The organism is Streptomyces sp. NPDC107498 (assembly GCF_055582805.1).
In genome coordinates this window covers 128,302-141,105 of record NZ_JBVJPE010000003.1, presented here as the reverse complement: position 1 = coordinate 141,105, position 12,804 = coordinate 128,302, and the positions used below count along the sequence as shown (strand labels likewise).

Below are 12,804 nucleotides of genomic sequence, written 5' to 3'. Positions count from 1 at the left end.
AGGACCAGCGTGAACCTGCTGCTTGCCGAGGTGGCCCAGGCCACCCAGCGGCTGGCCGACGCCGGCGTTCCCTCACCGCGTTTCGACGCCGAGGAGCTCGCCGCGTTCGTGCACGGCGTCAAGCGGGGGGAGCTGCACAACGTCAAGGACGCGGACTTCGACGCCCGCTACTGGGAGACCGTCGCCCGCCGCGAGGCCCGCGAGCCGCTCCAGCACATCACCGGGCGGGCGTTCTTCCGCTACCTGGAGCTCCAGGTGGGGCCCGGCGTCTTCGTGCCCCGCCCGGAGACCGAGTCGGTCGTCGGCTGGGCCATAGACGCCGTACGCGCCATGGACGTCGTCGAACCGCTCATCGTCGACCTGTGCACCGGCTCCGGGGCCATCGCCCTCGCCATGGCCCAGGAGGTGCCGCGCTCGCGCGTGCACGCCGTCGAGCTCTCCGACGACGCCCTCGTGTGGACCCGCAAGAACGCCCGGGGCTCCCGCGTCGCCGTCCACCAGGGCGACGCGCTCACCGCGCTCCCCGAACTGGACGGCCAGGTCGACCTGGTCATCTCCAACCCGCCGTACATCCCGCTCACCGAATGGGAGTACGTGGCGCCCGAGGCCCGCGACCACGACCCGGAGATGGCCCTCTTCTCCGGCGAGGACGGCCTCGACACCATCCGCGGCATCGAGCGCACCGCCCACCGGCTGCTGCGCCCCGGCGGCCTCGTGGTCATCGAGCACGCGGACACCCAGGGCGGCCAGGTGCCGTGGATCTTCAACGAGGAGGCGGGCTGGGCCGACGCCGCCGACCACCCGGACCTCAACAACCGGCCGCGGTTCGCGACCGCCCGCAAGGCGATGCCATGACCGCCATGACGCACCACGTGTACGAGGAGGACGGGAACTGATGGCACGGCGATACGACTGCAACGAGGCGACCGACCGCGCGACCGGTCTGCGCGAGGCCGCGTCCGCCGTCCGCCGGGGCGAGCTCGTCGTGCTGCCCACCGACACCGTGTACGGGATCGGGGCGGACGCCTTCGGCAGCGAGGCCGTCGCGGACCTGCTCGCCGCCAAGGGCCGGGGCCGCAACATGCCCACGCCCGTGCTCATCGGCTCCCCGAACACCCTCCACGGCCTGGTCACCGACTTCTCCGAGCAGGCCTGGGAGCTCGTCGACGCGTTCTGGCCCGGCGCGCTCACCCTCGTCGCCCGCCACCAGCCGTCCCTCCAGTGGGACCTGGGCGACAGCCGGGGCACCGTCGCCATCCGGATGCCGCTGCACCCCGTCGCGATCGAACTGCTCACCGAGGTCGGCCCGATGGCCGTCTCCTCGGCCAACCTCACCGGGCACCCGGCGCCGGAGGACTGCGACGCGGCCCAGCAGATGCTCGGCGACTCCGTCTCCGTCTACCTCGACGGCGGCCCGACGCCCGGAATCGTTCCTTCCTCCATCGTCGACGTCACGGGCAAGGTGCCGGTGCTGCTGCGCGAGGGCGCGCTCTCCCCGGAGGAGCTCCGGAAGGTCGTACCCGACCTCGAGGTGGCCAGTTGACCGTCCCCGAGGGGCGTGGCATAGCGGGGCACGAAGACGGCGACACCTTCCGCATCCTCCACGTCAGCACCGGCAACGTCTGCCGCTCGCCGATCACCGAGCGGCTGACCCGCCATGCCCTGAGCGACCGCCTCGGCGACCCCCTCGGCGGCGGCCTGATCGTGGAGAGCGCGGGCACGTGGGGCCACGAGGGCGCCCCCATGGAGACCAACGCGGAACTGGTCCTCGCCGACTTCGGCGCGGACGCCAGCGGCTTCGTGGGCCGCGAACTCCTCGACGAGCACGTCATCCGCGCGGACCTGGTCCTGACGGCCACCCGCGACCACCGGGCGCAGGTCATCTCGATGGGCCACTCGGCGGGGCTGCGCACCTTCACCCTGAAGGAGTTCACCCGCCTCGTCCGCGCGATCGACCCGGCCACGCTCCCGGACCCGCGCGACGAGGGCATGGTGGAACGCGCCCGGGCCCTGGTCCGCGCGGCCGCGGCTCTACGCGGGTGGCTCCTGGCCCCCTCGGTGGACGCGGACGAGGTCAACGACCCGTACGGCGCCCCGATCACCTTCTTCCGCTCGATCGGCGACGAGATCAACCAGGCGCTGGACCCGGTGGTGACGGCCCTGACGGGCGTCTCGGCCAGGCGCTGAGGATCCGGGCCCGGCCACATGCGGCGGTCGGAGGCCGCCGCAGCGTCCCGATGCCGGGGAGGCCCCCTGGGGGCCGAGCGGTGCGAGGGGCGCGTCGGGAGGAGGGGCTCAACCAGGCGCTGGACCCGGTGGTGACGGCCCTGACGGGCGTCTCGGCCAGGCGCTGACGGGCGGTCTCGGTCAGGCCTGACGGGGGTCCGTGCCGACGGGCGGGGACGGCTGGGCGCGCCTACATTGGTGCTGACATCCCTCCACGTCCGGAGTCAGCCATGTCCGTCACCGCGCCACCCGATGAGGAGCTCGACATCCTGCGCCGGCAGGACCCCGAGGTCGCCGACGTGCTGCTCGGCGAGGTGCGGCGGCAGGCCGACAGCCTGCAGCTGATCGCGGCCGAGAACTTCACCTCGCCGGCGGTGCTCGCCGCCCTCGGCTCGCCGCTCGCCAACAAGTACGCCGAGGGCTATCCGGGCGCCCGGCACCACGGCGGCTGCGAGTACGCCGACGCGGTCGAGCGGATCGCCGTCGAGCGGGCCACCGCGCTCTTCGGGGCCGACCACGCGAACGTGCAGTCCCACTCCGGTTCCTCGGCCGTCCTGGCGGCGTACGCGGCCCTTCTCAGGCCCGGTGACACGGTCCTGGCCATGGGGCTCGGCCACGGCGGGCACCTCACGCACGGTTCGCCCGCGAACTTCTCCGGCCGCTGGTTCGACTTCGTCCCCTACGGCGTCGACGCCGAGACCGGGCTCGTCGACTACGAGCAGGTCGCCGCGCTCGCCCGCCACCACCGGCCCAAGGCGATCGTCTGCGGGTCGATCTCCTATCCCCGGCACCTCGACCACGCCGTCTTCCGGGAGATCGCCGACGAGGTGGGGGCGTACCTGATCGCCGACGCCGCCCATCCCATCGGGCTCGTCGCCGGGGGAGCGGCCCCCAGCCCCGTCCCGTACGCCGACGTGGTCTGCGCGACCACCCACAAGGTGCTGCGCGGGCCGCGCGGCGGAATGATCCTGTGCGGCGAGGAGCTCGCCGGCCGGATCGACCGGGCGGTGTTCCCGTTCACGCAGGGCGGCGCCCAGATGCACACGATCGCGGCCAAGGCGGTGGCCTTCGGCGAGGCGTCCGCGCCGGCCTTCACCGCGTACGCCCATCAGGTGGTCGAGAACGCCGGGGTCCTCGCGGCCGCCCTCGCCGCCGAGGGCTTCGCGGTGACCACCGGCGGCACCGACACCCACCTCATCACCGCCGACCCGGCGCCCCTCGGCGTCGAGGGCCGCGCCGCCCGCGCCCGGCTCGCCGCCGCCGGCGTGGTGCTCGACACCTGTGCCCTCCCGTACGGGGAGAGCCGCGGGATCCGGCTCGGCACCGCCGCCGTCACCACCCAGGGGATGGGCGTCCCGGAGATGACGAGAATTGCCGCGCTGTTCACCGTCGCGTTGCGGGATGACGCCGGGGAAACGGCCCGGGTACGCGCGGAGGTACGGGAGCTGACCTCCCGATTTCCCCCGTATGCGCGCTGACGGGAGCCCGAACGCAACCGTTCGGGGGGCCCCGGTGTCTCAGACCACATGGACGGCACGGCTAGGGTGTGGGGCTGAGATGGCCAGCGATTCCTGTGGGGCAGCCCGTGCGTGATTACCTGCTGACGCTCTGTGTCACGGCCGCGGTGACCTATCTGCTCACCGGTCCGGTGCGGAAGTTCGCCATCGCGACCGGGGCGATGCCGGAGATCCGCGCCCGCGACGTGCACCGAGAACCGACTCCGCGGCTCGGTGGCATCGCCATGTTCTTCGGGCTGTGCGCGGGACTGCTCGTCGCCGACCACCTGCAGAACCTGAACAGCGTCTTCGAGCAGTCCAACGAGCCCCGCGCGCTGCTCTCCGGTGCCGCCCTGATCTGGCTGATCGGCGTCCTCGACGACAAGTTCGAGCTGGACGCGCTCATCAAGCTGGGCGCGCAGATGATCTCGGCGGGCGTGATGGTCGCGCAGGGTCTGACGATCCTGTGGCTGCCGATCCCCGGCGTCGGCACGGTCGCCCTCACCCCGTGGCAGGGCACGCTCCTCACGGTCGCCCTGGTGGTCCTCACCATCAACGCCGTGAACTTCGTCGACGGCCTCGACGGTCTCGCCGCCGGCATGGTCTGCATCGCCGCCGCGGCCTTCTTCCTGTACGCGTACCGCCTCTGGTACGGCTACACGATCGAGGCGGCCGCCCCCGCGACCCTCTTCGCCGCCATCCTCATGGGCATGTGCCTGGGCTTCCTGCCGCACAACATGCACCCGGCGCGGATCTTCATGGGCGACTCGGGCTCGATGCTGATCGGCCTGATCCTGGCGGCCTCCGCGATCTCGATCACCGGGCAGGTCGACCCCGACGTGCTGCGGCTCTTCGAGGGCTCGACCCGTGAGGCCACGCACGCCGCCCTGCCGGTCTTCATCCCGCTCGTGCTGCCGCTGACCATCATCGCGATCCCGATGGCGGACCTGGTCCTCGCGATCGTGCGCCGCACGTGGAAGGGGCAGTCGCCGTTCGCCGCCGACCGCGGCCACCTGCACCACCGGCTCCTGGAGATCGGCCACTCGCACAGCCGGGCGGTGCTGATCATGTACTTCTGGTCGGCGCTCATCGCCTTCGGCACGCTGGCCTACTCGGTCCACTCGACCTCGATGTGGATCGTCCTCGGCGTCGTCGCGCTGAGCGCGATCGGTCTGGTGCTGCTCCTGCTGCCGCGCTTCACGCCGCGCGCCCCGCGCTGGGCCCAGTCCGTGGTGCCGCCCCGCTACCGGCGCCGCAGGCCGGCCGCCGTGACGGCGGAGTCCCTCGACTCCGCGGACTCCGCGGGGCCGGCCGATCCCGCCGATTCCGCCGAGGAGGAGCGGGAGCCCGTGCCCGCCGGGGTCAACGGGGCGACCGCCCTCGGTCACCGTTCGCGCTTCACCGACAGAAGTAAGGCCGGGGCGCGCGGTTGACGAAAGCCCCGTTCGGGGCCAATAGCAGACAAGGTGCCTCGCTGTCGCGCACACACGCGCGGGGTAACTCTCATGTGTGACCGTTGGCACACCGTATGGGTAAAGACCTATTCAAATAGTTTGTGATACGGTTCACGAGACCCGGCGACAGTGCCGAAAGACCGTAGTGCGACGGTCTGTTGGCCCCGAGACCCACCTCGGACCGGGCTTACGCTCGTCCATGACGACACCATCGCCCCCTCCAGAGCAAGCGGAGACACCGCCATGCCGTCGAACGACGCACGCATCCTCCTGCACACCGCCGTACCCTCCGCAGCCGTCGGCGCCGTCGCCACGGTCGTCAGCGGGGTGGTCGCCGGTGGCAAGGGTGCGCTCGGTGCCGTCGTCGGCACCCTGGTGGTCATCCTCTTCATGGGGATCGGGCAGCTGGTTCTCCAGCGGACGGCGAAGTCGCTTCCGCACCTCTTCCAGGCCATGGGGCTCATGCTCTACACGGCCCAGCTGCTGGTGCTCTTCATCTTCCTGGCCTTGTTGAAGAACACGACCCTGTTCGACTTCAAGGCCTTCGCCTTCACGCTGCTCGCGACGACCGTGGTGTGGGTCGCCGCACAGGCCCGGGCCTACATGAAGGCCAAGATCACGTACATCGACCCCGGAAACTCGGGGCCGAAGTCGTGAAGGGTAGGGCCGGGATAAAGCCGAGTTCGGCTTCCTGCTATCGTCCGGTGCCAACTGCGGCACTGCGGACGCGGGCATCCGAAACGGCGCCTGTCCCAGCGAGAGGCTCGATGCCGAACCGCCGCCCCCTTACCCGTAAGACCAGTCCAGTGCCGACCCGCGGCTGCGTGCCGCGCCGACACAACGAGGTTGCCGTACCTATGCGCCACGCTGAAGGAGCCCGCGGTGAGTGCTGACCAGACGCTTGCCTTCGACCCGGATTGCCACATCTTCTCTGGATGTGGCTTCCCGGCGCCGGGGCTGCACACGTTCATGTACGAGCCCATCGCCACGGTGGCCGGCATCGACATCACCAAGCCGATGCTGCTCGCTCTGCTGGGCTCCATCGTGGTCGTCGGGTTCTTCTGGGCCGCCTTCAACAAGCCCAAGCTGATCCCCGGCAAGATGCAGATGGTCGGCGAGGCCGGTTACGACTTCGTGCGCCGCGGCATCGTCTACGAGATCATCGGCAAGAAGGACGGCGAGAAGTACGTCCCCTTCATGGTGTCGCTGTTCTTCTTCGTCTGGATCATGAACCTCTGGTCGATCGTTCCGCTCGCCCAGTTCCCGGTCACCTCGCTGATCGCCTTCCCGGCCGGTCTCGCGCTGATCGTGTACTTCATGTGGATCTCGCTCACCTTCAAGAAGCACGGCTTCGTGGGTGGCTGGAAGAACATCGTCGGTTACGACAAGTCCCTCGGTGCCATCCTCCCGATGGTCGTCGTCCTCGAGTTCTTCTCGAACCTGCTGATCCGGCCCTTCACGCACGCGGTGCGACTGTTTGCGAACATGTTCGCCGGCCACCTGCTGATCGTGATGTTCTCGCTGGCCACCTGGTACCTCATGAACGGCCTGGGCTTCGTCTACGCCGGCGCCTCGTTCGTGATGGTCCTCGTGATGACCGCCTTCGAGCTCTTCATCCAGGCCGTCCAGGCGTACGTCTTCGTCCTCCTGGCCTGCAGCTACGTCCAGGGCGCGCTCTCCGAGCACCACTGAGCCGTCACGGCCCCGTAGCTCCACCCCCGAATCCATCAGTCGTCCGGTGGCCAACCCCCATCGGGTCATTGAAAGAGAAGGAAGTAACGGCATGTCCGCTGCTCTCGACATGATCAACCTCGCCGCCGAAGGTGGCAGCGCCAAGACCAACGTCGTCGGCAACGTCGCCTCGATCGGTTACGGCCTCGCCGCGATCGGCCCCGGCGTCGGCGTCGGCATCATCTTCGGTAACGGTACGCAGGCGCTCGCCCGCCAGCCCGAGGCCGCCGGTCTCATCCGTACCAACCAGATCATGGGCTTCGCCTTCTGTGAGGCGCTCGCCCTCATCGGCATCGTCATGGGCTTCGTCTACCAGTAAGCCGGACCGACTGCCCGATTCTTTTTACGGAAGGCACTGATGTGAACGCTCTGCTTCTTGCGCAGGGTGAAGAGGCGCAGCCTCCTCTCATCCCGCATCTCGACGAGCTCGTCATCGGCCTGATCGCCTTCGTCATCGTCTTCGGCTTCCTCGCCAAGAAGCTCCTCCCGAACATCAACAAGGTTCTGGAAGAGCGCCGCGAGGCCATCGAGGGTGGCATCGAGAAGGCCGAGTCGGCCCAGATCGAGGCTCAGAGCGTGCTGGAGCAGTACAAGGCCCAGCTCGCCGAGGCTCGCCACGAGGCCGCGCGTCTTCGCCAGGAGGCCACGGAGCAGGGCACCGCGATCATCCAGGAGATGAAGGCGGAAGGCCAGCGCCAGCGCGAGGAGATCATCGCGGCCGGCCACACGCAGATCGAGGCCGACCGCAAGGCCGCGTCCGCGTCGCTGCGCCAGGACGTGGGCAAGCTCGCGACCGACCTGGCCGGCAAGCTGGTCGGCGAGTCCCTCGAGGACGCCGCCCGCCAGAGCCGCACCATCGACCGCTTCCTCGACGAGCTCGAGGAGAAGGCCGAGGCTGTCCGATGAACGGAGCGAGCCGCGAGGCACTGTCCGCCGCCCGTGAGTCCCTCGACGCGCTGACCGACAACACGCCGGTCGACGCGAAGAGGCTCGCGGACGAGCTGGCCGCCGTCACCGTGCTGCTCGACCGCGAGGTGTCGCTGCGCCGGGTCCTGACCGATCCCGCGCAGTCGGGTGAGGCCAAGGCCGAGCTCGCGCAGCGACTCCTGCGCGGCCAGGTGGGCGGCGAGACCGTCGACCTGGTCTCGGGCATGGTCCGCTCCCGCTGGTCGCGCTCGCGCGACCTCGTCGACGCGGCCGAGGAGCTGGCGAACACCGCCGACCTCACCGCGGCGCAGAAGGCGGGCGCCCTGGACGACGTCGAGGACGAGCTGTTCCGGTTCGGCCGGATCGTGTCCTCCAGCAACGAGCTGCGCTCGGCGCTGACGGACAAGGCCGCCACGGCCACCGCGAAGGGCACGCTGCTGAGCAGCCTGCTCGGCGGCAAGGCCCACGCGACCACCGAGCGTCTGGTCGTCCGTCTGGTGACCCAGCCCCGGGGACGTAGCCTGGAAGCGGGACTCGAGTCCCTGTCCAAGCTCGCCGCGGCGCGCCGGGACCGGATGGTCGCCGTCGTCACCTCGGCGGTGCCGCTGTCGGACCGGCAGAAGCAGCGCCTCGGTGCCGTACTGGCGAAGCTGTACGGCCGCGAGATGCACCTGAACCTGGACGTGGACCCCGCGGTCCTCGGCGGGATCACGGTGCGCGTCGGCGACGAGGTCATCGACGGTTCCATCGCGGAGCGCCTCGGCGAGGCGACCCGTCGACTGGCCGGCTGACGGCAGCGACCACAGCAGCACCACGGCAGTACAGCTACACAGCATCACCAGCGGCCCGGTTGGGCCGTGCAGAGATTGCAGAAGATTCCTGGGGGTCGGCCCCCAGACCCCTTAAGAAACTTCGGGCCCAACAAGGAGAGCAGGGAACCCAGATGGCGGAGCTCACGATCCGGCCGGAGGAGATCCGGGACGCACTGGAGAACTTCGTCCAGTCGTACCAGCCGGACGCGGCCTCGCGCGAGGAGGTCGGCACGGTCAGCCTGGCCGGTGACGGTATCGCGAAGATCGAGGGTCTTCCCTCGGCCATGGCGAACGAGCTGCTGAAGTTCGAGGACGGCACCCTCGGTCTCGCCCTCAACCTCGAGGAGCGCGAGATCGGTGCCATCGTCCTCGGCGAGTTCAGCGGCATCGAGGAGGGCCAGTCGGTGCAGCGCACCGGCGAGGTCCTCTCCGTAGGCGTCGGCGAGGGCTACCTGGGTCGCGTCGTCGACCCGCTCGGTAACCCGATCGACGGTCTCGGCGAGATCGCGACCGAGGGCCGCCGCGCCCTCGAGCTGCAGGCCCCGGGCGTTATGGCCCGTAAGTCGGTGCACGAGCCGATGGAGACCGGCTACAAGGCCGTCGACGCCATGACGCCGGTCGGCCGTGGTCAGCGTCAGCTGATCATCGGTGACCGTCAGACCGGCAAGACCGCGCTCTGTGTCGACACCATCATCAACCAGCGCGACAACTGGCGCTCGGGCGACGTGAACAAGCAGGTCCGCTGCATCTACGTCGCCGTCGGCCAGAAGGGCTCGACCATCGCGTCCGTTCGCGGCGCCCTGGAAGAGGCCGGTGCGCTCGAGTACACGACGATCGTCGCCGCCCCGGCGTCCGACCCGGCCGGCTTCAAGTACCTGGCGCCGTACACCGGTTCCGCCATCGGTCAGCACTGGATGTACCAGGGCAAGCACGTCCTGATCGTCTTCGACGACCTGTCGAAGCAGGCCGACGCCTACCGCGCCGTGTCGCTGCTGCTGCGCCGCCCGCCGGGCCGTGAGGCCTACCCGGGCGACGTCTTCTACCTGCACTCCCGTCTCCTCGAGCGCTGCGCGAAGCTCTCGGACGAGCTGGGTGCCGGTTCGATGACCGGTCTGCCGATCGTCGAGACGAAGGCCAACGACGTCTCCGCGTTCATCCCGACCAACGTCATCTCCATCACCGACGGCCAGTGCTTCCTGGAGTCCGACCTGTTCAACGCCGGCCAGCGCCCGGCCCTGAACGTCGGCATCTCGGTCTCCCGAGTCGGTGGCTCCGCCCAGCACAAGGCGATGAAGCAGATCTCCGGTCGCCTCCGTGTCGACCTGGCCCAGTTCCGCGAGCTCGAGGCGTTCGCCGCCTTCGGTTCCGACCTGGACGCCGCGTCGAAGGCGCAGCTGGAGCGCGGTCAGCGCATGGTCGAGCTGCTCAAGCAGGCTCAGTACCAGCCGATGCCGACCGAGAACCAGGTCGTCTCCGTCTGGGCCGGCACCACCGGCAAGATGGACGACGTCCCGGTCGCCGACATCCGTCGCTTCGAGGCCGAGATGCTGGCGTACCTGCGCCAGAACCACTCGGGCCTCATGACCTCCATCCGCGAGGGCGGCAAGATGTCGGACGACACGCTGCAGTCCGTCGGCGACGCCATCGCGGAGTTCAAGAAGCAGTTCGAGACCTCTGACGGCAAGCTGCTCGGCGCTGACGCTCCCGCCGTCAACGTCTCGAAGTGACGACGGAAGGGACCTGACTCATGGGAGCGCAGCTCCGGGTCTACAAGCGTCGCATCAAATCCGTCACCGCGACGAAGAAGATCACCAAGGCGATGGAGATGATCGCCGCCTCGCGTGTCGTCAAGGCGCAGCGCAAGGTGCAGGCGTCGACTCCGTACGCGACCGAGCTCACGCGCGCGGTCACGGCGGTGGCCACGGGTGCGAACGACAAGCACCCGCTGACCACCGAGGCGGAGAACCCGAGCCGTGCCGCGGTCCTGCTCCTCTCGAGCGACCGCGGTCTGGCCGGTGCCTTCAACTCCAACGCCATCAAGGCGGCGGAGCAGCTCATCGCGAAGCTGGAGGGCGAGGGCCGGGCGGTCGACATCTACGTCGTCGGTCGCCGTGGCGTCGCGCACTTCAACTTCCGTGAGCGGAAGCTGAGCGACACGTGGACCGGCTTCACGGACGAGCCCACGTACGCGGACGCCAAGAAGATCGCGGCACCGCTGATCGAGGCCATCGAGAAGGACACGGCCGAGGGCGGTGTGGACGAGCTCCACATCGTCTACACCGAGTTCGTCTCGATGATGACCCAGACGGCGGTCGAGGCCCGGCTGCTGCCCCTCAGCCTCGACGAGGTGGCGAAGGAGGCCGGCGAGCCGGACACCCTCCGTCCGCTGTACGACTTCGAGCCGTCGGCGGAGGACGTCCTCGACGCCCTTCTGCCGCGCTACGTCGAGAGCCGGATCTACAACGCGCTGCTCCAGTCGGCTGCCTCCAAGCACGCCGCCACCCGCCGCGCGATGAAGTCGGCCACCGACAACGCGGGAGACTTGATCAACAACCTCTCCCGACTTGCCAACGCGGCCCGCCAGGCCGAAATCACCCAGGAAATCAGCGAGATCGTCGGTGGCACCGCAGCCCTGGCCGACGCGACCGCGGGGAGTGACAAGTAATGACGACCACTGTTGAGACGGCCGCCGCCACGGGCCGCGTCGCCCGGGTCATCGGCCCGGTCGTCGACGTGGAGTTCCCCGTCGACGCGATGCCGGAGATCTACAACGCCCTGCACGTCCAGGTCGCCGACCCGGCCGAGGACGGCGCGCTCAAGACGCTGACCCTCGAGGTCGCGCAGCACCTCGGTGACGGCATCGTCCGCACCATCTCGATGCAGCCCACCGACGGTCTGGTCCGCCAGGCCCCCGTGGTCGACACCGGCGACGGCATCACCGTGCCCGTCGGCGACGTCACCAAGGGTCGCGTGTTCAACACGCTGGGCCAGATCCTGAACGAGCCCGAGGCCGAGTCGGAGGTCAGCGAGCGCTGGTCCATCCACCGCAAGGCCCCGGCGTTCGCGGACCTCGAGTCGAAGACCGAGATGTTCGAGACCGGCCTGAAGGTCGTCGACCTCCTCACCCCGTACGTCAAGGGTGGAAAGATCGGTCTGTTCGGTGGCGCCGGTGTCGGCAAGACCGTTCTGATCCAGGAAATGATCATGCGTGTGGCCAAGCTGCACGAGGGCGTTTCCGTCTTCGCCGGCGTCGGCGAGCGCACCCGTGAGGGCAACGACCTCATCGCGGAGATGGAGGAGTCCGGCGTTCTGGACAAGACCGCGCTGGTCTTCGGCCAGATGGACGAGCCCCCGGGCACCCGTCTCCGTGTGGCCCTCGCCGGTCTGACCATGGCGGAGTACTTCCGCGATGTGCAGAAGCAGGACGTGCTGTTCTTCATCGACAACATCTTCCGCTTCACCCAGGCCGGTTCCGAGGTGTCGACCCTGCTCGGCCGCATGCCCTCCGCGGTGGGCTACCAGCCGAACCTGGCCGACGAGATGGGTCTCCTCCAGGAGCGCATCACCTCGACCCGTGGTCACTCGATCACCTCGATGCAGGCGATCTACGTCCCCGCCGACGACCTCACGGACCCGGCGCCGGCGACCACCTTCGCCCACCTCGACGCGACGACGGTTCTCTCCCGTCCGATCTCCGAGAAGGGCATCTACCCGGCCGTGGACCCGCTGGACTCCACGTCCCGGATCCTGGACCCGCGCTACATCGCGCAGGACCACTACGACACCGCCTCGCGGGTCAAGGGCATCCTGCAGAAGTACAAGGACCTCCAGGACATCATCGCGATCCTCGGTATCGACGAGCTGAGCGAGGAGGACAAGCTCGTCGTCCACCGCGCCCGCCGTGTCGAGCGCTTCCTGTCCCAGAACACCCACGCGGCGAAGCAGTTCACCGGCGTGGACGGTTCGGACGTTCCGCTCGACGAGTCGATCGCCGCGTTCAACGCGATCTGCGACGGTGAGTTCGACCACTTCCCGGAGCAGGCGTTCTTCATGTGCGGTGGCCTTGAGGACCTCAAGAACAACGCCAAGGAGCTCGGCGTCTCCTGAGCCCCGTGCTCGCCCGAGGGGGACGGGATCCGTCCCGTCCCCCTCTCCACG

General features: G+C 69.3%; 13 protein-coding genes. All 13 read left to right on the top strand.

Going from position 1 to position 12,804, the window contains the following annotated elements; all coding sequences use genetic code 11:
• Positions 1–9: 9 nt before the first annotated feature.
• The gene (gene prmC, locus ACZ66Z_RS06340; RefSeq protein ID WP_469932849.1) at positions 10–855 is read left to right on the top strand and encodes a peptide chain release factor N(5)-glutamine methyltransferase; all 846 of its coding nucleotides are present in this window, start codon (positions 10–12) and stop codon (positions 853–855) included.
• 40 nt (positions 856–895) lie between these two features.
• On the top strand, positions 896–1,543 hold the full coding sequence (locus tag ACZ66Z_RS06335) for an L-threonylcarbamoyladenylate synthase (protein WP_469932848.1): 648 nt from the start codon (positions 896–898) through the stop codon (positions 1,541–1,543).
• Complete coding sequence (locus ACZ66Z_RS06330) at positions 1,540–2,187, top strand: arsenate reductase/protein-tyrosine-phosphatase family protein (RefSeq protein WP_469932847.1); 648 nt, start codon at positions 1,540–1,542, stop codon at positions 2,185–2,187. The genes ACZ66Z_RS06335 and ACZ66Z_RS06330 overlap by 4 nt, the downstream gene beginning before the upstream one ends.
• 269 nt (positions 2,188–2,456) lie before the next feature.
• Positions 2,457–3,704, top strand: coding sequence for a serine hydroxymethyltransferase (locus ACZ66Z_RS06325; protein ID WP_469932846.1), 1,248 nt, complete (start codon positions 2,457–2,459; stop codon positions 3,702–3,704).
• A 107-nt stretch (positions 3,705–3,811) separates the two neighbouring features.
• Positions 3,812–5,155, top strand: coding sequence for an MraY family glycosyltransferase (locus tag ACZ66Z_RS06320; protein WP_469932845.1), 1,344 nt, complete (start codon positions 3,812–3,814; stop codon positions 5,153–5,155).
• A gap of 264 nt (positions 5,156–5,419) precedes the next feature.
• Positions 5,420–5,833, top strand: coding sequence for a hypothetical protein (locus tag ACZ66Z_RS06315; protein ID WP_469932844.1), 414 nt, complete (start codon positions 5,420–5,422; stop codon positions 5,831–5,833).
• Between the two features lie 225 nt (positions 5,834–6,058).
• Positions 6,059–6,868, top strand: coding sequence for a F0F1 ATP synthase subunit A (atpB, locus tag ACZ66Z_RS06310; protein WP_190154774.1), 810 nt, complete (start codon positions 6,059–6,061; stop codon positions 6,866–6,868).
• 91 nt (positions 6,869–6,959) lie between these two features.
• Positions 6,960–7,226, top strand: coding sequence for an ATP synthase F0 subunit C (atpE, locus tag ACZ66Z_RS06305; RefSeq protein WP_024761915.1), 267 nt, complete (start codon positions 6,960–6,962; stop codon positions 7,224–7,226).
• A 41-nt stretch (positions 7,227–7,267) separates the two neighbouring features.
• On the top strand, positions 7,268–7,813 hold the full coding sequence (locus tag ACZ66Z_RS06300; protein ID WP_469932843.1) for a F0F1 ATP synthase subunit B: 546 nt from the start codon (positions 7,268–7,270) through the stop codon (positions 7,811–7,813).
• A complete protein-coding gene (locus tag ACZ66Z_RS06295) occupies positions 7,810–8,625 on the top strand; it encodes a F0F1 ATP synthase subunit delta (protein ID WP_469932842.1) in 816 nt (271 codons plus the stop codon). Before ACZ66Z_RS06300 ends, ACZ66Z_RS06295 begins: the two co-directional genes overlap by 4 nt.
• Positions 8,626–8,777: 152 nt before the next feature.
• On the top strand, positions 8,778–10,373 hold the full coding sequence (gene atpA / locus ACZ66Z_RS06290) for a F0F1 ATP synthase subunit alpha (protein WP_469932841.1): 1,596 nt from the start codon (positions 8,778–8,780) through the stop codon (positions 10,371–10,373).
• 20 nt (positions 10,374–10,393) lie between these two features.
• Positions 10,394–11,311, top strand: a complete 918-nt coding sequence (locus ACZ66Z_RS06285; RefSeq protein WP_469932840.1) for a F0F1 ATP synthase subunit gamma — start codon at positions 10,394–10,396, stop codon at positions 11,309–11,311.
• Positions 11,311–12,753 (top strand): F0F1 ATP synthase subunit beta, encoded by a 1,443-nt coding sequence (gene atpD / locus ACZ66Z_RS06280; protein ID WP_469932839.1) that lies wholly within the window; start codon positions 11,311–11,313, stop codon positions 12,751–12,753. Before ACZ66Z_RS06285 ends, atpD begins: the two co-directional genes overlap by 1 nt.
• The last annotated feature ends 51 nt before the right edge of the window (positions 12,754–12,804 follow it).

Bases quoted from the DNA above. Each gene is read 5' to 3' on its own strand.
- ACZ66Z_RS06335 (WP_469932848.1), top strand. From the start codon at position 896: ATGGCACGGCGATACGACTGCAACGAGGCGACCGACCGCGCGACCGGT.
- ACZ66Z_RS06325 (WP_469932846.1), top strand. From the start codon at position 2,457: ATGTCCGTCACCGCGCCACCCGATGAGGAGCTCGACATCCTGCGCCGG.
- ACZ66Z_RS06315 (WP_469932844.1), top strand. From the start codon at position 5,420: ATGCCGTCGAACGACGCACGCATCCTCCTGCACACCGCCGTACCCTCC.
- atpE (WP_024761915.1), top strand. From the start codon at position 6,960: ATGTCCGCTGCTCTCGACATGATCAACCTCGCCGCCGAAGGTGGCAGC.
- ACZ66Z_RS06295 (WP_469932842.1), top strand. From the start codon at position 7,810: ATGAACGGAGCGAGCCGCGAGGCACTGTCCGCCGCCCGTGAGTCCCTC.
- atpA (WP_469932841.1), top strand. From the start codon at position 8,778: ATGGCGGAGCTCACGATCCGGCCGGAGGAGATCCGGGACGCACTGGAG.
- ACZ66Z_RS06285 (WP_469932840.1), top strand. From the start codon at position 10,394: ATGGGAGCGCAGCTCCGGGTCTACAAGCGTCGCATCAAATCCGTCACC.
- atpD (WP_469932839.1), top strand. From the start codon at position 11,311: ATGACGACCACTGTTGAGACGGCCGCCGCCACGGGCCGCGTCGCCCGG.